Origin of the sequence: Aureitalea marina (assembly GCF_002943755.1) — a bacterium.
Taxonomy (GTDB): domain Bacteria; phylum Bacteroidota; class Bacteroidia; order Flavobacteriales; family Flavobacteriaceae; genus Aureitalea; species Aureitalea marina.
In genome coordinates this window covers 1,312,323-1,335,884 of sequence record NZ_MQUB01000001.1, presented here as the reverse complement: position 1 = coordinate 1,335,884, position 23,562 = coordinate 1,312,323, and the positions used below count along the sequence as shown (strand labels likewise).

Genomic DNA, 23,562 nt, shown 5'->3' with positions numbered 1-23,562 from the left:
TTTCGTAGTTCGACCACGAAAGTACCCATAGGTTTAAGCGAGCTTCGCCAAAGTTTTGTTAAATAAATTACAAGATTTTCAGAACGTTCTCGGGAGGTCTGCCAAGGGCTGCCTTGCCCTTTTTCACAACGACCGGACGCTCAATTAGTTTGGGATATTGGTGCATGGCAAGAATGATTTCCTGATCCGTTAATTCCTTGCCCTTAAAATTCTCTTTCCAGTCGGATTCCTGCTTTCTGATCAGCTCCATAGGGCTAATTCCTAGTTGGTCCAGAAGTTGCCTTATTTCTCCCTCAGAAGGCACTTCCTCCAAGTAAAGAATGATCTGAGGATCCTCCCCATTTTCTTGTAAGAGGGTTAGGGTTTCTCGCGATTTTCGGCATCGCGGATTGTGATAGATGGTAGTCATGGTTCTTTTTGATAAAATTGATCTTCAGCAACTACAATTGCCGTCAGTTCGACAGTATGTCCGTCGGGGTCCTTGGTATAGACCGAATGAAAATAATGATGATCCTGGAAATTGTATTCCAATCCCAACTGCTCATAGTGCAGGATAGCCCGGTCCAGATCTTCCCGGCTCACTTGGAAGGCGTAGTGATCGATCTTTACATTTCGGCTGTGGAAGGTCACCTCAGTATCATCCAGATCGGCTGGGAATAGGGCGATGCCGGTCTTTCCAGCTAACAGGAAAATAGGATAAGGTTTCCACTCGGGCAATTCATATCTTTTCAGGCCAAGGGTCTTTTCATACCAGCGAATAGAAGTCTCTATATCCTTAACGTGAATGGCAACGTGATCCAGGAAATTCAGTTTAAAGTCAAGCATGAGGTAGGCCTTTAAGTTCCTGCTCGTAATCGTGTTGCAGATCGGGATGTAGTTTTTTGATCTTTTGTTTTAAGCCAAACATTTGACGTTGATACAATTTCATCAGGCTGCGATTATTCCTGACGGAGGGTTCAAAATGGATCAACCGTTCACAAAAGAAGAGCAAAAGCTCTACTTCGGTCTCTTTCTTGCCTGAATACCGGGCATATTTACGGATCTCCCTCAACACCTTTCTCATGCTTTTGCGAATGTAATAAGGACTGCTTGTGTTGATCTGATCCAGCAAGAGATCCATTGCTTCCTTGACTCCAGCTATATAGCTATCCTCATGTCCGGACTCGAAAAGGAGGTAGGTGAGTAGTTCTTTGTTCTCTTTTTTGAATTTCGCCAAACGCAAACACAGTTCGATCAACTCTGTTTCGTCACTGTATTTGAGGGCTTTCTTTATTTCGACCACCGAGGCTGCTTTCATCCCGTTAATTTACGAAATTCAGGAGCGGGTCAGGCGGTTGACGATCTCGGAATGTTGAGGCCATCTCTGGTTGAGGTCTTTGGCATTGGCCAATTTAAAGTCCGCAAAGTCAAATCCGGGGCCACCGTACATCCAACTAGAGCATATTGACCATCTTGTTCTACTTCTGATGCAAACCAGTAGCCTGCCGGGACCATAAATTGAAGCTGTTCTCCACTGGCTATGTCCTTGCCAATTTTCACCTCTGAATACTCACCCAGCGGGTCGATCATATGCAAGCGAATGCTGTCTCCTTTGTAGTGATGCCATACCTCGTCCTGCCGGATACGGTGAAATGCGGAAAAGTTTCCCTGGGTCAGCAGAAAATAAATGGCTGTACTGTAATTGCGAACGGCTTGCTGGCCATTGCCCAGATCAAAATCAGAAACTAATCCATCACTTCTGTAAGTCTCCCTGTAATAACCACCTTCGGGGTGTGGAAGTAGCCTTAGTTGCTGGACCAGTTGTTGTATCTCTTCCAAATCAGTCAGGGAATTTAGCTCGGTTTACCACTTCGCCCCCGATAACAGGCGCTGAGGCAGGGTTATAATCTTCAAAGCTCAGGTCTTGACCTATTGCCATGCCAGGCAACCCTAACACCAAGATCGGTAGATATTTTTTCATCGAACTATATTGATATTCCTAGCTGGATCAGGTCCGAACGTAATTTATCGGCACCGGTAAAGTGTAAACCAGTAATGCCCACTTCTTCACAACCCACTACATTCTTGGGGCTATCGTCAATAAAGATAGCCATTTTCGGGTCTATGGAATAGCGGTTCAGGGTAAGCTCGTAGATCTCTCTGAATGGTTTACGCATTTTTTCATCCCCACTAACCACTATGCCTTCAAACCAACTGAGCCAATCGAACTTGGCCAGTGCCCTTGGGAAAAGCTCACCGCTCCAGTTGGTCAGGGCGTATACCTGATAATCCGGATGGCTATGCAATTGTCTCAAGATTTCCAGGGTGTCTTCGTGTGTATAGCCCAGCATTTCGTTCCATCGGCCATAGTACATGCGGATCAATTTTTCGTACTCTGGGAACATGGCTACCCGATCTTCAGTGGCCTGCACAATGGGATAGCCCGCATCTTGGTTAGCGTTCCAGTCCCAGGCACAGATCTCGTTGAGGAACCAATCCATTTTTTCCCGATTTCCACGGAATTCTTTTAGGAAAACATATTCCGGGCTCCAGTCGATCAGGACTCCGCCCAGATCGAAGATGACGGTCTTATAAGGGCTTTCCATAGGCGTGCTCCAACATCAAATTGGTTTCCTCCAGCGATTTAAAGACCTCGAATGTCTTTCCCTGGGTACGTTGTGCACCCATAGCGTTCCCATACTGGGCTGCCCGGATGCTATCATCTGGGTTAAGGAGCAGACTAAAGGCCACTCCACCCGCAAAGGAATCTCCGCAACCGGTAGTGTCTATTACGTGTTCCACAGGAACTGAAGGCACATGTTGTTGCTTTAACTCTCCATTTTCCATGGTATAGACCATAACACCATATGCATCCAGGGTAACAAACAACGACTTTAAGCCGTGCTTCAGGCTGTGCATAGCAAATTGTGGAAGAAGGGCCTCGTCTATTTCGTGGTTACCTTCCAGTTCGTCTTCATCGTATTCATGCTCAAACCAGCTCAGGTTTGCCTCTTCCTTATTCATCTTCAAAACATCGATATACGGAAGCCAGACATCCCGGTCCACCCAGAACTTGGTTACTCGCTCACCGTGATTGGTCAAAGCAGTGGTGGGGCCATGAGCATCAAATACTATAGATGCATCACTATTCTTTTTGATGTATTTCAGGGTTTCCAGTGGAACCTCAAAATCGGTCACAGGAACACAAACGAATACGTCGCAGTCCAACAGTGGTTCAACATCAGCAGGTAGAATGGGAGTCATAAAGGCGGTCTGCTTCTCCAGTCTTTTGTTCTGGTCCACAAATTTCAAATGGATCACATCTCCACGATCTGCTTTGTCGCTTATATAATCGGTATTGATGTTGGAATAGGGCTCAAGCAATTCTATGATAGCCGGATGATCCGTCTTTCTGACATGGGTCACGGGATATACCGTCCCCTTGTTTCCCAAGAGGTTGGAGATCGCAATGGCCGTATGGGTTGCGCAACCGTACTTCTTGATCACTTCTCCGTGATGAGTGGTGATGGTATCCCTGGGGATGGGCCCCAGTACGGCAACTTTGTATGGTTTCATGAAATGGAATTAGTCGTTTGTCCGGGCCACAAGGCCAGTCTCAAAAATAACAATTAATCCCGTTTTTTTGGCTACAATTCGGTCTCTTCTTCGGGCTGCCCCGTCATCATTAAAAATGACTTCAGAAAACCATCCAGATCGCCATTTAGAACGGCATCGGTATTACCTGTTTCATGCTGGGTCCTGACGTCTTTGATCAGTTTGTAGGGATGAAGCACATAATTGCGGATCTGTGACCCCCATTCGATAGCCATCTTGCTGTCTTCAATCGCATCACGCGCTGCCTGGCGTTTCCGAAGCTCGATCTCATACAGTTGTGATTTCAACATCTGCATGGCCTTTTCCCTATTCTCCAGCTGAGAACGGGTCTCACTGTTGTGGATCACGATTCCGGAAGGGTGGTGAGTAAGGATTGCCTTGGTCTCCACCTTGTTCACGTTCTGTCCTCCGGCTCCACTTGAGCGGGCAAAATCCCAGGAAATGTCCGCCGGGTTTATATCGATGGCAATACTATCGTCTACCATGGGATAGACATAAACGCTGGCAAAGCTGGTATGGCGCTTGGCGTTTGAGTCGAAAGGCGATATTCTGACCAATCGATGAACCCCATTCTCTCCTTTGAGCCAACCGAAGCCGTATTCGCCATCGATCTCGAGGGTTACTGTTTTAACTCCTGCTACATCACCGGCTTGAAAGTTCAATTCCCGGACCTTAAAGCCCTGACGTTCTGCCCACATCAGGTACATCCGCATCAGCATTTGAGCCCAATCACAGCTTTCCGTCCCTCCCGCACCGGCGGTGATCTGAAGTACTGCGCTGAGGTCGTCCCCCTCGTCGCTCATCATGTTCTTGAATTCCAGGGTTTCGATCAGTTCCTGTGCCTTGTCCAATTCTTGTTTTACCTGATCCTCGGTACCTTCGCCTTCCTTGTAGAATTCGTAGAGGACCTCTGCCTCGTCTGTCAGATTTACCGATCGGTCGTAGTCCTCCACCCATTTCTTTTTGTTTCGCAGTTGCTTCATAAAAGCCTCAGCTTCCTTAGGGTTGTTCCAGAAGTTGGGATCGAAGGTTTTTTCTTCGTCGTTGGAGATGGCTATTTTCTTTCCATCGACGTCAAAGATACCTCCTTAACGCAACCAGGCGATCTCGTAGATCTTTCAATTGATCTGTTGGGGTCATGTGTAGAATTTTGTCAAAAATAAAGGTTCGAATTCGATCCGACTGCACTTGGTCGAAAATTTATTTAGTATGGACGAAATGCAGCCTGCTAGAGCTTACTGTTATTGTAGAAAACGCCTTATCTTTCTGCTCCCTTCCACGTATGTATGAGTAACGATTACCGAGACCCGTCCTTTAAGAGTTGGCTAGATAAATTGCAGCAGGAAAGCTGGCAGTTGGAATTGATCATATCCGGTTTCGCCATTTATGGGTTGTTGCAGGCCTTCGAGCCCGCACAAGTAGAGATGAATCGGGCCTTTTACAACCAGGAGTTCTTCAATATGATTATTTATGGCATTGGCTTTATCGCCTGTTCCGTCCTGTTGATCAACCTGATCTTCCACGTATTGTTAAGAGGAGTTTGGATAGGCGCACTTGGGCTTCGTTACGTATCCGGGGAGATCGATTTTGACAAGCTCAACTACCACAAGTTCTTTGATAAGTTCCTCCGCAATCGGATAGTCTCCTTTGATCGCTTCATTGCCCGCTTGGAAAAGTACTGTAGCGTCATCTTTGGGATCTGTTTTTTGATCATCTTTTATTTTATTGGTATCGTCATGATCTTGCTGGCCTTGGTGGCTACAGCTACATTTTTGATTAGTGCCAACGAAGAGGGGAGTTTTCTAAATGTGCTCGGAATAATTATCGTGCTATTCTTGGTCTTTGGTTCCTTGATCATGCTTCTGGATTTTCTTACTCTGGGATGGTTTAAGAAGAAGAAATACCTGGCCATTGTTTACTATCCTATCTATCGGGTATTCTCTTTCCTGATGCTATCGTTTATGTACCGCCCTATGGTGTACAATTTCTTGGACGATCGTTTTGGGAAGCGGTTGCTGTGGGCACTTGTTCCTATTTACGCTGTAATCATCTTCTTGGCGACCCTGGAGAACAGAGAATCCAATTTTATCAATATCGAACGCACTTCAGGTCCCTCCTTTGCAGACCAACGCAATTACGAATCTATGCTAACGGATCGGACGGTCTTTGCCAGGATAGCCACCATTCCAGCCAAAGTGATCACGGATCCTTTCTTAAAGGTGTTTGTGGTTCACACAGAAAATGTGGAAAACTACCTGATCCGTTGGAATGAAGGTTTGGAGCCTGATGAGGATCTCAGGGGATTAAAGAGCCAGATTAACCTGACCGGAAATACGCTCAATCCATTCCGCTCCGCTCGGAGACGGGATAGTTTAAGGAGAGAATTTGTCAATACTTTCAATACCACCTATCGGCTCCGGATAGATACTACCATAGTCCAGGCACAATTTGTGGCAACTACCAACCAGCGGAAGAAACTGGGATTTGAGAGTTATGTGAGTCTGGATAGCATACCCGAAGGAAAACATGTCTTGTATATAGAACGACCATCGGTTCAGAAAGGAGATACGGTTTACAGCAGGAGGGTGAGCATACCTTTTTGGTATTACAATGATTAAAACGATTTTATGAAAAGAACTACACTATTAATGATTGCCTTGATGATGAGCATCTGTGGCTGGTCGCAATTTCTGACCGACAAGACGGAGAAACAATCATTCGACGGATTCTTCGACTTTCACTATGTGGAAGCCGAAGGCAAGATCTATTTGGAAGTTGACAAGCTGAATCAGGACTTCCTTTATGTGCAGTCTCTCAGTACTGGCGTAGGGTCCAATGATATTGGGCTGGACCGCGGCCAATTGGGAAATGAAGTAGTGGTTTACTTTGAAAAGGCAGGGGATAAACTGCTTTTGATCCAACGAAACCTAGGTTATAGAGCGAATTCGGATAATGCCCTGGAGCGTAGATCTATAGAACAAGCATTTGCTAAATCTGTACTCTTCGGATTTCCTATCAAGGACACCCAAAATGGCACCTACCTGGTAGACTTTACTCCTTTTATCCTGCTGGATGCCCATGGAGTGGCACAGCGATTCAAACAGCGCAAGGAGGGGAATTACAAACTGGATAAAAAGCGGAGTGCTGTTTGGATGGAGCGAACCAAAGCCTTTCCCAAGAATGTGGAATTTGAGGCCATGTTGACTTTTGCCGGTGAGCCTACTGGGAGGAATATTCGTTCCGTGACCCCGGATTCTCGTTCGGTCTCGGTCGTACAGCATCATAGTTTTATTGAATTACCGGATAATAATTACCAAGCCCGCAAATTTGATCCTCGATCAGGCAGTTTCTCGATCAATTACCTGGATTATGCCACCCCTATTTGGGAGCCTATCCGTAAGCGGTTCATTACACGTCACAGACTGGAGAAAAAGAATCTTGGTGCTTCCCCTAGTGAAGCTGTGGAACCTATAGTCTATTACCTGGACCCTGGTACCCCGGAGCCAGTCCGCTCTGCTTTACTAGAAGGTGCCAGCTGGTGGAACCAGGCCTTTGAGGCAGCTGGCTATATCAATGCCTTTCAGGTTAAAATGTTGCCAGCCGATGCTGACCCCATGGATGTACGTTACAATGTGATCCAATGGGTACATCGATCGACCCGGGGTTGGAGCTACGGAGCCAGTGTGATCGATCCAAGAACAGGGGAGATCTTGAAGGGACATGTTAGTCTGGGTAGCCTCAGAATACGTCAGGACTATATGATCGCCCAGGCATTGATGGATCAGCCATTTGCCGAGCGCGATGATAATTACCAACCCATGCTGGAGATGGCACTGGCAAGAATACGTCAATTATCAGCTCATGAAGTTGGTCATACACTTGGGTTTGCACATAATTTTGCCGCTAGTACTAATAATAGGGCCAGTGTGATGGATTACCCGCATCCAACTTTGAGGCTGAATAGGGGGCAGATCGATTTCTCCCAGGCCTACGATACTGGTATCGGAGAGTGGGATAAGGTGATCGTCAATTACTCATACGGAGATCCAGCAGGAGGACAATCTGAAGATGATTTCCTGGATGCCGTGCTGAGCCAGGCACAGGCCGATGGATTGCGTTACATTTCTGATCCGGATGCCAGACCACAGGGGGGGCACACGCTAAAGCTCATTTGTGGGACAACGGCGGTGATGCCGCGACCGAATTAGATCAAGTTATGCAGATCCGAAAGCAGGCTATGAACCGCTTTGGATTGGATAATATCCGGAATGGAGAACCCTATACCCAAATGGAGGATGTCTTTGTTCCGCTGTATTTCTTCCATCGTTACCAGGCGGAAGCCGCTGTGAAATTGGTCGGCGGTATGGAATACGATTATCGGGTCAAAGGCACAGCGGGAGAGGAAGTCTCCTATGTAGATGCAAAAACACAACGGCGTGCCTTAGAATCCTTATTAACGACATTAGATGCAAATAACCTGGCCATTCCGGAGGAGTTATTAGCCATCTTTCCACCTCGGGCCTATGGCTATAACCGCAACCGGGAATCCTTTCAAAGCTCCATGGGAGTTGCATTCGATGCCTTGAGCGCGGCCGCCACTGCTGGAGATTTCAGCATTGGCTTATTGTTGCATCCGCAGCGCGCCAACCGCGTGATCCAGCAAAAAGCCTTGGATTCCGGTCAGTTGGGATTAGAGGAAGTAGTAAATGCTCTTATCGATCAAGGCTTTTTATTCTCTCGATCCCGGAGTGACTATCACCAAGAAGTGACCAATATGATGGCCTACCGCGTGGTTGAGCATCTAAAGAATCTGGCTGCCCACAAAGCCACCTTACCTCAAGTAAAAGGAGAAGCCAATGCCGGTTTGAGCAGGATCAGTTCTATGTTGAACGATCGAACGGACTCATTTTCGAAACAAGTAGTTAAAGAAATTGAGGCCTTTAACAAGGCTCCAGATAAATTTAATGTGATTCCTGTATTGAAAATTCCTGATGGATCACCCATCGGGGAGATCGGTTGTTATCAAGACTAAAGATCATGAAAAAGCTAGTCTGTTTATTAGTTTTACTGTTAATGGCTCATGGGGCTTTTGCTCAACGTGATTTGGCGTTCGTGAACCAACAAGTAGAAGCCTTTACCAAGGAGCTGGCCCTACAGGGCATCGATACCTGGATCTGGACGATGCGCTACTGTGATGGAAGAACAGAAATGTTCCGGATGCCGGATGGGACCAATTGTTTTTCGAAGGGCACATATTATGAAGTGTATCTTTTTTACACGCATAGTGAGGGTAAGATGCGCATGAAAAAATTTGACAACTGTGGAACATTCTACCCTTTTGATTTCTCTGATGACACTCTCTTGGTCCAACTAAATGATAATTGGTCAAGTTTGGAAGGGGAGGAGGTCAAAGCCTACCAGGAGGTAGTCCGAAGTGAAAATCCTGAGCTAAGAACAGCTATCCACAATTGCCGTAGAAAATTGTCTATGACTAAAGACGGACAGCAATTAGACAAGATGTACAACCTATTTGATCTGGTTGAGGATACCAATCTGAACTACAAAATGAATAAGAATCTAAACCTGATCAAATTAGAAGATCAGATGGACCAATTAATTGACCAGACTACTTCTAATCTAAACCGGGTAAAACAATAACAAGATATGATCATAGACCTGAGAAGTGATACCGTAACCCAGCCTACGCCTGGTATGCTGGAAGCCATTGCTAACGCGGTAACGGGAGATGATGTCTATAAGGAAGATCCAACAGTGAATCAACTGGAAAAGTATGTGGCTGATCTGTTTGGGATGGATCAGGCACTCTATTTTCCAACTGGAACCATGGCCAACCAGGCCGCTATCAAGCTGCATACTCAACCCGGTGAGCAGCTAATCTGTGATCGCTGGGCTCATGTGTATAATTATGAGGGTGGAGGCGTTTCATTCAACAGTGGAGTCTCCTGTAAACTATTGCAAGGAGATCGAGGCATGGTGACGGCTAAGCAGGTAGAGTCTGCTATCAATCCACCGGATTTTTATCACAGTCCCCAGACCAGCCTGGTCACCTTGGAAAATACGACCAACAAGGGTGGAGGAGCCTGTTATGATTTGAAAGAGATTGAGAAGATCCGTACGGTTTGTGACAAAAATGGTCTGGGCCTGCACCTGGATGGAGCTCGGCTGATGAATGCCCTGGTTGCCAGGAATGAGGACCCCGGGGATTATGGACTGGTTTTCGATACCATCACACTTTGTCTGAGTAAAGGCCTGGGGGCGCCTATGGGAACCGTGCTCATTGGTAAGAACAAGCTGATGGAGGGAGCCATGCGCGTCAGGAAGGTACTAGGAGGAGGTATGAGGCAGATCGGCTATATGGCGGCTGCGGGCATCTATGCCTTAGACAACCACATAGAACGCTTGGCAGAGGATCATCAGCGCGCTCTGGAGATTGCCCTACTTTTAAAATCCCGACCGTACGTAAAGAAGGTGGAGGAGACAGAGACCAACATTGTGATCTTCTACCTGGAGGATTCTGTCAAAGAAGAAAAGTTCCTTTCGGATATGTCCGAGATGGAGGTTAAGCTCAGTAGCATGGGAGAAGGGAAACTTCGCCTGGTCACCCACTTGGATTATAGCCCGGAAATGCACGAAAAATTCCTAGGAATATTGGACAACTACAAATAAAAAAGGCGCCTTATTGGCGCCTTTTTTATTTGTAGCTCGGGGATTATTCCACTTCCTTCACATCCGCACCTGGTGCATTATTTTTGACAGATTGGATTCCGTTGTTCATACCGGACTCGCTGGCATACATCTGGCTGCTTCCAACGATCTGACCATTTGTGGATTTCAAGTTGAAATGGAATTTACCATTCTTGGCCGTCTTTCTTTCCCAGCAGTCATCGTTTCCGCAATTCTTGCGTACCGAATCGACCCCGTTCATTGCGCCGGATTTAGACGCATACATCTGGCTGGACAGAATGACCTGACCATTTGCTGCTTTTAGTACAAAGTGATATTTGTCCCCGCTTTTCTTTACCTCGAACATAGTTTTTAATTAAAAAAGTTAGATAATCGTTGAGTGGTTAAATATCTCAAAAATTTGGCTATTCCAAAAGCTTTTCTGCTTGAAATTAAGACGAATAGGTCCTATCATGATGTCTGTCATTATTTTAGACCAGTTGTACTCTATTTAAAAAGGTCCATACCAGGAATGTTGGGCATCCCTTCTTTTGCGACTGCTGCCAATTCGGCCTCTTGCATGGCAGTGGCTCGATCAATCGCCCTGTTGAGCGTCAGAATGAGATAGTCCTCCAACTGTTCTTTGTCCTGCATCAATTCCGGGTCAACTTCTATGGTCTTGATCGTCCGGTTGGCCGTCAGGGTCAACTTCAGCAGTCCATCAGAAGACTGCTCGTCTATCAGAACGTGGTCTAATTGCTTTTTGGTCTCTTCTACTTTGGCCTGGGTTTCTTTAAGCTTACCCATCATGCCCATAATATCTCCAAACATCTGTTACAATTTTGTTTGTTGCAAATTTACTACATTCACGGTTGACTAATTCTGACCGACACTATGAAATATTCTTATTTGCTTTGTGCATTAGTTCTTATTTTTGCCGCCTCTTGTAACCAGAACGAAAAACCAGTGGAAACCACCGAGATCACCCCCCCTTTTGCAGACAAGATTCCCAAGAACCTGGAGATCCACGGAGATGTTCGAGTGGACAATTACTATTGGTTGAACAACAAGGATGACGAAGAAGTGATCGACTACTTGGAAAGGGAGAACGATTATTACGATCGGATGACAGCCCATACCAAGGGATTGAAGGATGATCTGTTCCAGGAAATGAAATCGCGTATCAAAGAAGACGATCAATCTGTTCCTTATTTCTACAATGGCTACTACTACCTGACCCGATTCGAGACTGGAAAGGACTACCCGATCTATTCCCGCAAGAAGGATTCGCTGGAAGCTCAGGAAGAGATCCTCTTTGACGTGAATCAGATGGCCGAGGGATTTGCCTTTTACCAATTAAGAGGAATCAATGTGAGCCCAGACAACAAATGGGCAGCCTTTGGAGTAGATACCCTGAGCCGAAGGAAATACACCCTTTACATCAAAAACCTGGAGACGGGCGAGATACTACCTCAGTCCATTCCGCTGACCAACGGCAGTTCCACTTGGGCCAATGATAGCGAGACCCTGTTTTATACCACCAAAGACGAACAAACCCTTCGATCCGACAAGATTTTCCGTCATAAAAGGGGAACGAGCTCGGATCAGGATGAGATGATCTACTTTGAGGAAGATGAGACCTTTGGAACTTATATCTATAAGACCAAGTCAGAAAAATACCTGGTAATAGGTAGTTATAGCACGCTTACCTCAGAATTCCAAATCCTAAAGGCTGATGATCCTTACGGTGAATTCCAGGTATTCCAGGAGAGAACTCGAGGTTTGGAATACGGCATCGCCCATTATGATGATTCGTTCTATGTGGTCACCAATAAGGATGAGGCTTCTAATTTTAAACTGATGAAAGCCCCAGAAGGCAAGACATCAATGGACAACTGGGAAGAAGTAATTCCCCATAGGGACGATGTATTGCTGGAGGACGTGGACATCTTCAAGGACTTCCTGGTTGTGAGCGAGCGCAACAATGGCCTCAATCAGTTGAGGATCATGCGCTGGGATGGGAAGGAAGATTATTACCTTCCCTTTGACAATGAGACCTACACCGCTTATACTACACAGAACGTAGAATTTGACACTCCGCTTTTGCGCTATGGTTACCAGTCTTTGACTACGCCCAATTCGGTCATTGATTTCAATATGGAGACCAGGGAGAAGACTATCAAGAAAGAAACAGAGATACTTGGAGGTACCTTCGATAAGAACAATTATGAATCCAAACGTGTATGGGCTACTGCCGCCGATGGGACCGCAGTTCCAATTTCCATGGTATTTCGAAAGGGCATGAAACCCAATGGTAAAAACCCTCTACTTCTTTATGGCTATGGTTCTTATGGAGCCACTATCGAACCGTATTTTTCCAATTCCAGGTTAAGCTTATTGGACAGAGGCTTTATCTATGCCATAGTGCATGTTAGAGGTGGACAGTACCTAGGTCGCCAATGGTACGAAAATGGTAAACTTTTGACCAAAAAGAACAGTTTTACCGATTTTGTAGACGCCTCAAAATTCCTGATCGAAGAGGGATATACCTCCGCCGAGCATCTGTATGCCCGCGGTGGATCAGCCGGCGGACTGTTAATGGGTGCAGTGGTCAATCTTGCCCCGGAACTATACAACGGCGTGATCGCAGATGTTCCTTTCGTGGATGTGGTAACTACCATGCTGGACGAGAGTATCCCGCTGACCACAGGAGAATATGACGAGTGGGGAAACCCTAACGACAAGGAGTACTACGACTATATGAAGTCCTATTCTCCCTATGACAATGTAGTCGCAAAAGACTATCCGAATATGCTGGTGACCACCGGTTTGCACGATTCTCAGGTACAATATTGGGAGCCAGCCAAATGGGTGGCCAAATTGAGAGAATTGAAGACGGACAGCAATTTGCTGCTGCTGCATACCAATATGGATGCTGGTCACGGTGGGGCCTCGGGACGCTTCGAGGCTTTGAAGGAAGTTGCGACAGACTTTGCCTTTCTCCTTGATATGGAGGGAATAGAAGACTAATTAAATAATTTGCTTTAACTTTGTCCCGTTTTAACATGGTTAGTGGCATGTTGAAATCTACACCTAATCTCCTTGTATGAAAAGCATTCAAGCCCACGAAAACGCCCTAAGTCTTATCGGAAATACCCCATTGATCAAACTGAATCGTTTGACAGAGAAGATACCCGGACGTTTTTACGCTAAGGTAGAAGGGTTTAATCCAGGGCATTCCGCCAAAGACAGAATAGCACTTTACATTATTGAGCAGGCCGAAAAGAAAGGACTGATCAATCCCGGAGACACCATCATAGAAACAACCAGTGGTAATACTGGATTCAGTTTGGCAATGGTGAGTATTCTGAAAGGGTATCGTTGCATTTTGGCAGTCAGTTCAAAAAGCTCTGCCGACAAGATCGATATGCTAAAGACGATGGGTGCGGAGGTGTATGTATGCCCGGCTCATGTTGCAGCGGACGATCCCAGAAGTTACTATGAAGTGGCCAAGCGTTTACACAAAGAAACTCCCGGGTCAGTTTACATCAACCAGTATTTTAACGAGTTGAATATCGAGGCGCATTATGCCTCTACAGGACCTGAGATCTGGGAACAGACCGGTGGTCAAATTACTCACCTTGTTGCTTGTAGTGGTACTGGTGGAACTATTTCGGGTACTGCTCGTTATTTGAAAGAACAAAATCCGGATATCGAGGTCATCGGGATCGATGCCTACGGGTCCGTACTTCAGAAATACCACGAAACCGGGAAATTAGATAAGGACGAGATCTATCCATACCGGATAGAAGGACTGGGTAAGAACCTGATACCATCGGCCACGGATTTCAAGATCATCGATCGGTTTATTAAAGTAACCGATGAGGATAGTGCTCACATGGCTCGGACCATAGCCGTGCAGGAAGGCTTGTTTGTCGGTTACACTTCTGGAGCCGCCATGCAGGGAATCACTCAATTAAACGAAGAAGGTACCTTTGGACCAAACGATGTTGTTGTGGTGATCTTCCCCGATCACGGATCGCGATACATGAGTAAGATTTACAGCGATAGTTGGATGGAACAGCAAGGTTTCTTCGATGCCCTACAAGAGGTTGAAAAACCGGTACAGGTTGTCAAATAGACTGATAATAAAGTATTTGAAAGCCGGTGTTATGAACATCGGCTTTTTTTGTGCTAAAAATCAGGTGCTCAGAAGTTTAAAATAACTATTTTTGTGGCTTGATTTGAAAATGCGTTTGGATGAGAGATTTGTTTGATAGGATTTACAAGGATAAAGGACCTTTGGGTCGCTGGGCGGACCAGGCTGAGGGATACTTTGTTTTCCCCAAGTTAGAGGGGCCAATTGGTAACCGAATGGTTTTTAATGGCAAGGAAGTGATCACTTGGAGTGTAAATGACTATCTGGGATTGGCTAATCATCCCGAGGTACGAAAAGTTGATGCCGAGGCTGCTGCAGAATATGGATCTGCTTACCCGATGGGAGCCAGAATGATGAGTGGACACACTGATCTGCACGAACAACTTCAGAATGAATTGGCCGAATTTGTAAGCAAGGAGGCTGCCTACCTGCTTAATTTTGGTTATCAGGGAATGGTGTCAACCATCGATGCTCTGGTCTCCAAGGATGATGTGATTGTTTACGATGTAGATGCTCACGCCTGCATCATTGACGGGGTCCGTCTTCACCTGGGACAGCGTTTCACGTATAAGCACAACGACTTAGAAAGTATTGAGAAGAACCTAAAGCGAGCCACCAAAGTAGCCGAAAAGACCGGTGGAGGGATCTTAGTGATCTCCGAAGGAGTTTTTGGAATGCGCGGAGAGCAGGGGAAACTCAAAGAGATCGTCGAACTCAAGAAAAAATACAATTTCCGTCTGTTCGTAGACGATGCACACGGCTTTGGTACCCTGGGGAAAACAGGTGCCGGAGCAGGTGAGGAGCAAGGTGTTCAGGACGATATTGACGTCTATTTCGCCACTTTTGCCAAGTCCATGGCAAGTACAGGTGCGTTTATCGCAGGAGACGAGGATATCATCAACTATTTAAAATACAACTTGCGCTCACAGATGTTCGCCAAGAGTTTGCAGATGCAATTGGTGAAAGGTGCATTGAAGCGATTGGACATGATGCGTTCAAGTACCGAGTTCAAGGACAAGCTATGGGAGAACGTACGTGCCCTTCAGGGTGGACTTCGCAAGCGTGGTTTTGACCTGGGTACTACTCAAAGTTGTGTGACTCCTGTTTATCTTCAAGGAAGTATCCCGGAGGCTATGGCCTTGGTTAAGGATCTTAGAGAGAACCACGGTATATTTTGTTCCATCGTGGTGTATCCTGTGATACCAAAAGGATTGATTCTGTTGCGCATGATTCCGACCGCTTCTCATACATCGGAGGATGTCGAACAGACCCTTGAAGCCTTCTCGGCCATCAGGGAGCGATTGGAGAACGGAACCTATAAAAGAATTTCCAAGGCCTTGATCGAGGCCATGGGTGAGTAAATAAACTGAGCATAGTACCATAAAAAACCGCCTCTCGAGGGCGGTTTTTCTATAGTTGTTTTCTGAAGGTAGAGCGTTCTTTATGTAGAATGGGATTGTAGTCTTTCCACAACAACTGCACAGCCGTATTTTCTCTTAACTCAGGGTTGGTCTCTACTTTTTTGATTCCTTTTTGTCTGAAAAGGTCCTGCATTTCTTCAAAGATGATGGCTGTAACTCCTTTCCCTTGATATTCAGGGTCAATACCGATCAGATAGAATGCAGCCGTGTCGTTGCGTTTCTGGGCTTTTAATATGTGATACCATCCGAAGGGGAGCAAGCGACCATTGGCCTTTTTTAGAGCCTTGGAAAAGGAGGGCATGACTACGGAAAAAGCGATCAGACGTTCGCTGCTGTCTTTGATACAGGTGATATAATCCGGGTGGATAAAACTAAAGTACTTCTCTTTGTAATAGTCGATCTGATATTGCTGAACCGGAACAAAGGTCTGTAGTGTGTTGTAGGTATTATTGAGCAATTCAAACATGGCATCGACATACGGTAAGATCTCCTTCTTATTCTTAAAACGAATGACCTCCAAGCCATATCTTTCCCGGACAATTTTTGAGAACTTCCTCACTTTCTCCGTGATCTGTTCCGGATCGTTGATCTTATATTCTACCCAGGTAGCTTGGGTGTCAAAGCCTAACTTTTTGAAATGTTCAGCATAATAGGGGTGATGATACCAGGTGATCATGGTGTTGCGCTCTTCAAAGCCGGAGGTCAGTATTCCAGCTTTTTCCATATTGGAGAATCCAACCGGCCCCTCAGCATATTCCAGCCCTTGCTGAAGACCGATCTCGAAAACCTTGTTCATCAAACTCCGGGTGACTTCGATATCATCAATAACATCAAACCAACCAAATCGCACCTTCTTTTTGCCCAATTGCTGGACCTCCACATGATTGATGATCACTGCTACTCGTCCGGCCATCGTACCGTCCTTGTAGGCGAGGAAATACTGGGCCTCCGCATTTTGAAATACAGGGTTTTGCTTCGGATTGAGCGTAGCTATCTCGTCCTTGATCAGCGGAGGCACCCAATAGGGATTGTTCCTGTAAAGTTGAAAAGGAAAGGTAACAAATCGTTTAAGCTGACGCTTATTAGTAGGGGAAACGGGTACAACTTCGATCATAGGCCATCAGCTATCTTCCACCGTCGTCCTCCAGGACTCCATCTCGGCGCTTGTTCTTCTTTTTCTTCTTTTCGGCCTTTCTGGCCGCCTTTTCTTCTCGTTTCTTATCTCGACCAGAACGACCTTTGTCCTCGATGTATTCGTCTTTGTTGTGCATATCCAGGCGATAAGCCAATCCCGCACGAACATACCACAGCGAAGGGGTGTCCTTAAAGTTGAGGGTTCCAGAAAGATCCACGTGAAAATCCTGATTGATCAGCACAGCGGCACCACCCCTGAGCAGCTGATCGGAATAGAAATCACTTTTAAACCCTTGATTCTCAAGGAAAACTGAAAAATATCGATTGGTCGAATAGGTCAAGGTGACCACATAACCATAAGTGGGAGCATCTGTAGTGATACGATCGGCAATCAGGTTGGTCACTAACACAAACCCACTTAGAAAATTGTTCTGGGTAGCGATCACAACCTTAGGGCTTATGGAAAAGTCGTCCTCCTGGGTAAATGGATTGTCTGCCGAATCGAAATTAGCTCCCGCATAAACTGCTACGGCTGGGACAAGATCCTTCCATTGAAAACTGTTGTTGGCGTGATAACTATACAGATTAGGTCCTTCTAGATCCCTTTTTCGGTACGGATCATATATCAGGTATTTGGCTCCTAGGGTATTGCTCTTGAAATTGGTCTGGCGTTGCTCAAACGGCACAGCTCCTCTGCTATCCACAACATTATTGCTTTGCAGGGAACCCATCAGGCTGACTTCAAGCTCTTCCTTCCAGACACCATAACGGATACTGTAATCCCAATTGAAGGCATCGGTATCTGTTACCAGTAGTTCGTGCTTTTCATTTCCGAAGGAAACTCCGGTTTCCAATTGTAGTACACGGGTTCCAACTGAGAATGCACCTTGTGATCCTCCGGGCTGGTTGGTGTTGATCAGGTCAGTATACTGACCAAATAACATGGGCGATACAAGCAAAGCCAGCAGTAGCAAAGGAATTCGAAGGTTGTTCATGCAAAATGGGTTTAGGCCAAAGATAGGAGATTTTTCATTTCTTTATCGGTTCAATGCTTAGCTGATCCACCGAATTGGATTACCTTTGACATACAATTCGACTTATGGAATCATTCTTAAAAACGTTCCTAATCATACTTCTGGTATACCTGGGGCTAAGGATATTGTTCAGATTATATGGGCCACTGATACTCAAGTGGTTCGCTGGTCGTCTTGCCAGACGATTCGAAAGACAATTCGAGGCATATCAATCCCAATACCAGGATGAGTCTTTCCAAGGTTCTAAAGCTGTCGATCCACGTCCTGCAGCCCGAAAAAAGGAAGCCGATCAGGGTGAGTACATCGAATACGAGGAAATTGATTAATTTTCTCTTCAAATCCTGAATAACCCCATGCAAAATTTAATACGCGGGCTTTGGCCTCATTTGCTGGTGCTAGTTGTTTTCGTCCTGGCATCACTAATCTATTTCAACCCGGTACTACAGGGAAAGACCATCTTTCAGAGTGATATCGTCCAGTATATCGGGATGGCCAAAGAGCAAAACGATTTCCGGGAAGCTACAGGGGACGAAACCTATTGGACGAACAGTGCTTTTGCCGGGATGCCAACCTATCAGCTGGGTGCTAAATACCCACACAATTACATTAAGAAGCTGGATCTGTTATTTAGATTCTTGCCGAGACCAGCGGACTATCTGTTTCTATATTTTGTCGGCTTCTATATACTGATGAGAGTCTTAAAAGTGAAGATGCCTCTTGCTGCTCTTGGCGCATTGGCCTTTGGTTTTTCCACCTACCTCATAATCATATTAGGTGTTGGTCACAATGCCAAAGCCCATGCTATTGCCTACATGCCATTGGTGCTTAGTGGAGTGTTACTTTGTTTTAGGGGTCGCTTGATGTGGGGTTTTCTGTTAACAACCATTGCTTTGGCCTTGGAATTAGTGGCCAACCACTTCCAGATGACCTATTACCTGGGATTACTGTTGGTTTGTGTGGGAGTGGCCTATTTTATCCAGGCAACAAAAGAGAAACAGCTCAAGCCATACTTTAAATCGGTGGGTGTTCTTTTAGGGGCGGCTATATTGGCGGCGGGATTGAATTCGACCAATTTGATGGCCACCAAGGAATATGCCGATACATCTACCCGTGGCAAGAGTGAATTGACCATTAACCCGGACGGTTCTACCAAGCAATCGACAAGTGGTCTGGACTATGATTATATCACGGAGTATAGCTATGGGATTGCCGAAAGTTTGAACCTCTATATTTCCCGCTTTATGGGCGGAGGTTCCGCGGAGGAGGCACCAAAGAAATCGAAGGCATTCGATGAATTACTGGCCATGGGGGCATCTCCGTCGGACGCCCGGCAGATCGTTGGTCAGGTGCCCATGTATTGGGGTGACCAGACTTACGTAGCCGCACCTGCCTATGTGGGTGCCGTAGTGGTATTCCTCGCTTTACTTTCCTTATTTCTGGTTAAGGGCCCAATGAGGTGGTGGTTGGTATCCGGCTTCTTACTAAGTCTGTTACTATCATGGGGCAAGAACTTCCCCATACTGACCGATTTCTTTATCAGTTATGTTCCACTTTACAATAAATTCAGGGCGGTATCTTCTATCCAAGTCATCCTGGAACTGGTTTTACCCATCATGGGAACACTGGGGCTGATGAAGATGTTCTCCGAAGAGATCGCCACAGAGCTTAAACGCAAAGCCTTGATCAGAAGCTCGGCTATTCTTGGGGGTCTGACAGCACTGTTCTACTTGACCGGAGGGAGCTTGTTCAGTTTTAGTAGCCCTTATGATGAGTTCTTTATTGAGCGTATTGGCCTGCCGTTTGTGGATGCAGTTCGAGAAGACCGGCTAAGCCTAATGAAGACGGATGCCCTGCGATCGCTGGTATTGATGTTGGCTGTTGCTGCCCTGCTCTGGTTTTTCCTCAAGGAGAAGGTAAGAGAACCAGTGTTGATCGGAGGATTGACCCTGCTTTTACTGATCGACCTGATCGGTGTGGACCGACGTTACATCAATGAAGATGACTTTGTGGCTGCCAGGGTGATGAAGGAGCCTTTTCAGCAAAATGGAGCCAATATGCAGATATTGGAAGATGATCAGGATTATTATCGGGTCCTGGACAATGTTAATGATCCCTGGAATAGTGCCCAGGCTAGTTATTACCATCATTCCATCGGTGGTTATCACGCAGCCAAGCCCGGCAGAATGCAGGACATCTATGAATTCTACATCACTGAAGGTAATGTTGGCGTGCTCAATATGCTGAATGTTCGGTATATCATTGCTCAAAACCAAAACGGTGGGGCAGTAGCCCAGCGAAATCCTTTTGCTAATGGGAATGCCTGGTTGGTCGATAGGGTAGAACTTGTAGATAATGCCGATCAGGAGATCCTGGCTTTGGACAGTTTAAATACTAAAACCACCGCGGTGGTTCGAAAGGAACACAATGAGCTCTTGCCTGGTGTTAAAGGATTACATGATAGCTTGTCTACCATCGAATTGACGGCTTATCGCCCGGATCATATGGTGTACGATTTTAAGGCTCAAAAGGATCAGCTGGCGGTTTTTTCAGATACCTACTATGAAAAAGGTTGGAATGCCTATATCGATGGAGAGTTGACCCCTCATTTTCGAGCGAATTACTTGCTTAGGGCATTGGCGATTCCAGCTGGTGAACATCAGATCGAATTTAGGTTTGAGCCTGTGGTGATCAAGCGAGGAGGTATGATCAGTTTAGGAAGTAGTGTGCTCTTTGTACTCTTGTTTGCCTGGTCCGTTTATCGCTGGAAAAAAGAAGAATCTGCTAATCCGACTCCATGAAAAGGGTGTTGATCATTACGTATTACTGGCCACCCGCTGGTGGTCCGGGTGTTCAGCGTTGGCTTCATTTTGTCAGGTATTTTAAGGAGTTTGGGATAGAGCCCTGGGTCTATATCCCGGAAAATCCAACCTATCCCATAACTGACAATGATCTACTTGAGTTGGTGCCGGAGGATCTCAATATGATCACCCATCCGATCCGGGAACCATATGGTCTGGCAAGGAAATTGTCCTCGAAAAAAACTGCAAGGCTAAGCAAGGGTATAATTAGCTCAGATTCTCCCTCTGCCGTGGAACAGATGATGCTCTATATACGAGGTAACTTGTTCGTACCTGATGCCAGGGTAGGCTGGGTTAAGCCGTCGGTGGCTCGTTTGAAGCAAGAGATTCCTAAGGCTAAGATCAAGGCCATAGTGACCACAGGCCCCCTCATAGTTTGCATCTCATTGGTATGAAACTAAAGCAAGAGCTCCATATTCCTTGGTTGGCTGACTTTAGAGACCCTTGGACCAACATCCATTACCACCAAGATCTGCGACTGAATAAAAGAGCCCGAACCAAGCACGAACATCTAGAATCAGAGGTCTTGTGTAGAGCAGATAGAGTAGTTGCAACCAGCAAGATTACGGCTTCTGAGTTTGAGGCTATAAGCAAGAGAGAAATTGAGGTTGTGACCAACGGATTTGAACCAGTTGATGGCTTAGAGGTTTCAAAGGATGAAAAGTTCGTTATCAGCCACCTGGGAACCCTACTCTCCGATCGAAACCCAATCGCCCTTTGGAAGACTATAGGCGAATTGGTCAAAGAAGACGCCTCATTTGGGACAGATTTTAGGCTCCACTTATATGGGGCAGTATCCCCGGAAGTGATGGAATCCATCCTGCAGTATGTTCCTCAAGATTTGGTGATTGATTATGGGTATGTAAGTCATAAAGAGGTTTTGAGTGCCCAACGACAGGCCCACGCCTTGCTGTTGGTGGAAATGGACAGGCCCGAGACCAGAGGGATCATCCCTGGGAAGCTATTTGAATATTTGGCAGCTGAGAGATCAATTATTGCTTTGGGACCTGAAGGAAGCGAAGTAGGGGAGATCCTTGCGCAAACTGGAGCAGGGAAATATTTTGATTACGAACAAGGGGACGATATCAAACAATACATTTACGCGCTATACCTGAATTACAAAAATGATGAAGTCAGGGATTTTAAGGGCGATATTCAAGCGTTCACCCGAAAAGATCTGACTAAAAGAATGGCCGCGATCTTAAGTTCCATGATAAGCGAAACCCCCGCCTGACAACTGCCAGTACAGGGGTTTCTAACCAACCAACCAAAAGTTTGTTATAGTTTCTTGCCTCTGGAGGATCTCGTTTTGTTTGAGCTTCGCTCTGAAGAGGCAGTAGATCGGGCCTTGCTTCTGGCCTTTTGTTTGGATCTATTTGAATTGCTGCTTACCCTGGAGCTTGAATTCCTGTCATTTCTGGGTGTAGTGACCCTAGACCTGGAATTGCTCCCTGATCGGGTAGCATTGTTCTTTTTTACATTAGGGCGACTTACATTTTCTGCAGTTCGACCATTACCAAATCTGTTACTCTGAGAATTCACACGTGCATCTCTGCGATCCACCTGATTTCGCCTCTCATTTCGATCTACAGCAGGCCGCATTCTGTTCTGTTTATTCTTATCCACCTTAGCCACAGGGCGAGTATTTCGGTTACCACGCTCTATTCTACTGTCTGAAACAGGGCGGTCCTTCCGGTCTACACGATCTCCTCGATTACTGGCAACGGGTCTGGTCTTAGCATCCCCGCGATCGTATCGATCAGAGCGAGCTGGTCTATCCTTGCGATCGATCATCGTGTTCTCACGGCCCTCACGATAGTCCTTGTTACGAGCTACTCGTCCGTCTTTGAAATGGACACGGCTTCCTGGTTTGTGGAAAGACCTTCTGCCATTGGCATAAGAGCTACGTCCACGGTTCAGATAATTGCGTCTGTGATAATTGTATTCATATCGATAGGGGTTGTAATATCGCCTGTATGGATAATCGTAAACAATACAGCTATTGTAAAATGGTCTGGCATAGTAGACGTGCCATGGTCGATAGATGTAGAAACGATACCACGGACTTATGTAACCAGTATAATAGCTGAAGTAACCCCAGCGATCATAGAAGATATTCATTCCTCCAACCCGCACGATACGGCGATTTGCATACTGAATATCTACATTTCCGGCGCGCACTATCCGACCAAAATGGTCGTAATAGATCGGAATATTCTCTACCTGTATCACTGCACCATAATCGTCATACTGAACATACATATCGTAATTATAACCAGAATTGAAACTAATGTTCAATCCGGAATTGTAGTAGTCCACATTCAATCGGCCCCGGTTACCTCCAACATAGGCAAAATCAAATTGCCCGTCAGGATAAACCGCGAATTCAACGCCGCCTTCAACAAAAATGTAGGAGCGATTATAATCATATCTCCAAAATCCATCCATAGGCAGGATGGAAGAACCATAAGCTGTTATTCCTCCCAGGAACAAAAGAGCTATCCAAGTCGTTATCATTTTCATAATTTGCGGTTTTAGGTTAAACATTGCATTCTTGGTGATTGGTTCTGAATGAAATAAACCAACGACCGTGCCAAAAATGTAATGAACTGATAATGAGCGGGGGGTAAAGAGTGAGGAGAGAGGAGAGGGGTGAATCGTGATTCGAAATGTTTTAA

The 23,562-nt window shown here is 45.9% G+C and carries 24 protein-coding genes; 12 read left to right on the top strand and 12 right to left on the bottom strand.

Features of this window, described 5'->3' with window-relative positions; translation table 11 throughout:
- Positions 1–67: 67 nt before the first annotated feature.
- From arsC to prfB, 7 genes are all read right to left on the bottom strand, one after another.
- Positions 68–409 carry an arsenate reductase (glutaredoxin) gene (gene arsC / locus BST85_RS06095; protein ID WP_104812440.1) on the bottom strand — a complete coding sequence of 114 codons (342 nt, stop codon included), beginning with the start codon at positions 407–409 and terminating at the stop codon, positions 68–70.
- Positions 406–825 carry a VOC family protein gene (locus BST85_RS06090; RefSeq protein WP_104812439.1) on the bottom strand — a complete coding sequence of 140 codons (420 nt, stop codon included), beginning with the start codon at positions 823–825 and terminating at the stop codon, positions 406–408. Before BST85_RS06090 ends, arsC begins: the two co-directional genes overlap by 4 nt.
- The gene (locus tag BST85_RS06085; protein WP_104812438.1) at positions 818–1,297 is read right to left on the bottom strand and encodes a hypothetical protein; all 480 of its coding nucleotides are present in this window, start codon (positions 1,295–1,297) and stop codon (positions 818–820) included. The genes BST85_RS06090 and BST85_RS06085 overlap by 8 nt, the downstream gene beginning before the upstream one ends.
- Before the next feature lie 29 nt (positions 1,298–1,326).
- Positions 1,327–1,818, bottom strand: coding sequence for a cupin domain-containing protein (locus tag BST85_RS06080; protein WP_342750402.1), 492 nt, complete (start codon positions 1,816–1,818; stop codon positions 1,327–1,329).
- 146 nt (positions 1,819–1,964) lie between these two features.
- The gene (locus BST85_RS06075; protein ID WP_104812437.1) at positions 1,965–2,585 is read right to left on the bottom strand and encodes an HAD family hydrolase; all 621 of its coding nucleotides are present in this window, start codon (positions 2,583–2,585) and stop codon (positions 1,965–1,967) included.
- A complete protein-coding gene (locus BST85_RS06070) occupies positions 2,569–3,555 on the bottom strand; it encodes a carbohydrate kinase family protein (protein WP_104812436.1) in 987 nt (328 codons plus the stop codon). The genes BST85_RS06075 and BST85_RS06070 overlap by 17 nt, the downstream gene beginning before the upstream one ends.
- Before the next feature lie 71 nt (positions 3,556–3,626).
- A protein-coding gene (prfB, locus tag BST85_RS06065) for a peptide chain release factor 2 (protein WP_146090668.1) occupies positions 3,627–4,734 on the bottom strand; the annotation gives its coding sequence in 2 pieces (ribosomal slippage) (positions 3,627–4,670 and positions 4,672–4,734; 1,107 coding nt in all).
- 146 nt (positions 4,735–4,880) lie between these two features.
- On the opposite strand from prfB, the gene BST85_RS06060 reads away from it, so the two are divergent.
- From BST85_RS06060 to BST85_RS06045, 5 genes are read left to right on the top strand one after another with little or no spacing between them, the layout of a single operon-like run.
- A complete protein-coding gene (locus BST85_RS06060) occupies positions 4,881–6,212 on the top strand; it encodes a hypothetical protein (RefSeq protein WP_104812434.1) in 1,332 nt (443 codons plus the stop codon).
- A gap of 9 nt (positions 6,213–6,221) precedes the next feature.
- Positions 6,222–7,802: a DUF5117 domain-containing protein gene (locus tag BST85_RS06055; protein WP_425427884.1), complete on the top strand. Its 1,581-nt coding sequence runs from the start codon at positions 6,222–6,224 to the stop codon at positions 7,800–7,802.
- Complete coding sequence (locus BST85_RS14765; protein WP_425427883.1) at positions 7,766–8,626, top strand: zinc-dependent metalloprotease; 861 nt, start codon at positions 7,766–7,768, stop codon at positions 8,624–8,626. Before BST85_RS06055 ends, BST85_RS14765 begins: the two co-directional genes overlap by 37 nt.
- Positions 8,627–8,631: 5 nt before the next feature.
- Complete coding sequence (locus tag BST85_RS06050; RefSeq protein WP_146090667.1) at positions 8,632–9,252, top strand: hypothetical protein; 621 nt, start codon at positions 8,632–8,634, stop codon at positions 9,250–9,252.
- A gap of 6 nt (positions 9,253–9,258) precedes the next feature.
- On the top strand, positions 9,259–10,281 hold the full coding sequence (locus BST85_RS06045; protein ID WP_104812432.1) for a threonine aldolase family protein: 1,023 nt from the start codon (positions 9,259–9,261) through the stop codon (positions 10,279–10,281).
- A gap of 43 nt (positions 10,282–10,324) precedes the next feature.
- Here BST85_RS06045 and BST85_RS06040 read toward each other — a convergent pair whose 3' ends face one another.
- Together BST85_RS06040 and BST85_RS06035 are read right to left on the bottom strand one after the other, a co-directional pair.
- Entirely contained in the window at positions 10,325–10,645 is a 321-nt protein-coding gene (locus BST85_RS06040) for a YegP family protein (RefSeq protein ID WP_104812431.1), read from the bottom strand.
- A 140-nt stretch (positions 10,646–10,785) separates the two neighbouring features.
- The gene (locus tag BST85_RS06035) at positions 10,786–11,109 is read right to left on the bottom strand and encodes a YbaB/EbfC family nucleoid-associated protein (protein WP_104812430.1); all 324 of its coding nucleotides are present in this window, start codon (positions 11,107–11,109) and stop codon (positions 10,786–10,788) included.
- 63 nt (positions 11,110–11,172) lie between these two features.
- Here BST85_RS06035 and BST85_RS06030 point away from each other — a divergent pair, with 63 nt between their 5' ends.
- The 3 genes from BST85_RS06030 (at position 11,173) to capB (ending at position 15,798) form a co-directional block, all read left to right on the top strand.
- Positions 11,173–13,308 (top strand): S9 family peptidase, encoded by a 2,136-nt coding sequence (locus tag BST85_RS06030; protein WP_104812429.1) that lies wholly within the window; start codon positions 11,173–11,175, stop codon positions 13,306–13,308.
- A gap of 76 nt (positions 13,309–13,384) precedes the next feature.
- On the top strand, positions 13,385–14,419 hold the full coding sequence (capA, locus tag BST85_RS06025; protein WP_104812428.1) for a cysteate synthase: 1,035 nt from the start codon (positions 13,385–13,387) through the stop codon (positions 14,417–14,419).
- Positions 14,420–14,538: 119 nt separating this feature from the next.
- The gene (gene capB, locus BST85_RS06020; protein WP_104812427.1) at positions 14,539–15,798 is read left to right on the top strand and encodes a cysteate-C-fatty acyltransferase; all 1,260 of its coding nucleotides are present in this window, start codon (positions 14,539–14,541) and stop codon (positions 15,796–15,798) included.
- 49 nt (positions 15,799–15,847) lie between these two features.
- On the opposite strand, the gene BST85_RS06015 is transcribed toward capB, so the two are convergent.
- Together BST85_RS06015 and BST85_RS06010 are read right to left on the bottom strand one after the other, a co-directional pair.
- On the bottom strand, positions 15,848–16,972 hold the full coding sequence (locus BST85_RS06015) for a GNAT family N-acetyltransferase (protein ID WP_104812426.1): 1,125 nt from the start codon (positions 16,970–16,972) through the stop codon (positions 15,848–15,850).
- Between the two features lie 10 nt (positions 16,973–16,982).
- The gene (locus BST85_RS06010; protein ID WP_104812425.1) at positions 16,983–17,987 is read right to left on the bottom strand and encodes a transporter; all 1,005 of its coding nucleotides are present in this window, start codon (positions 17,985–17,987) and stop codon (positions 16,983–16,985) included.
- Positions 17,988–18,091: 104 nt separating this feature from the next.
- Here BST85_RS06010 and BST85_RS06005 point away from each other — a divergent pair, with 104 nt between their 5' ends.
- The 4 genes from BST85_RS06005 to BST85_RS14470 are packed head-to-tail and all read left to right on the top strand — an operon-like array spanning position 18,092 to position 22,118.
- The gene (locus tag BST85_RS06005) at positions 18,092–18,352 is read left to right on the top strand and encodes a DUF4834 family protein (RefSeq protein WP_104812424.1); all 261 of its coding nucleotides are present in this window, start codon (positions 18,092–18,094) and stop codon (positions 18,350–18,352) included.
- 27 nt (positions 18,353–18,379) lie between these two features.
- Positions 18,380–20,824: a YfhO family protein gene (locus tag BST85_RS06000; protein WP_104812423.1), complete on the top strand. Its 2,445-nt coding sequence runs from the start codon at positions 18,380–18,382 to the stop codon at positions 20,822–20,824.
- Positions 20,821–21,279 carry a hypothetical protein gene (locus tag BST85_RS14475; RefSeq protein ID WP_245917645.1) on the top strand — a complete coding sequence of 153 codons (459 nt, stop codon included), beginning with the start codon at positions 20,821–20,823 and terminating at the stop codon, positions 21,277–21,279. The genes BST85_RS06000 and BST85_RS14475 overlap by 4 nt, the downstream gene beginning before the upstream one ends.
- The gene (locus tag BST85_RS14470; RefSeq protein WP_245917644.1) at positions 21,276–22,118 is read left to right on the top strand and encodes a glycosyltransferase family protein; all 843 of its coding nucleotides are present in this window, start codon (positions 21,276–21,278) and stop codon (positions 22,116–22,118) included. The genes BST85_RS14475 and BST85_RS14470 overlap by 4 nt, the downstream gene beginning before the upstream one ends.
- 44 nt (positions 22,119–22,162) lie before the next feature.
- On the opposite strand, the gene BST85_RS05990 is transcribed toward BST85_RS14470, so the two are convergent.
- A complete protein-coding gene (locus BST85_RS05990) occupies positions 22,163–23,407 on the bottom strand; it encodes a hypothetical protein (protein WP_146090666.1) in 1,245 nt (414 codons plus the stop codon).
- Positions 23,408–23,562 lie beyond the last annotated feature (155 nt).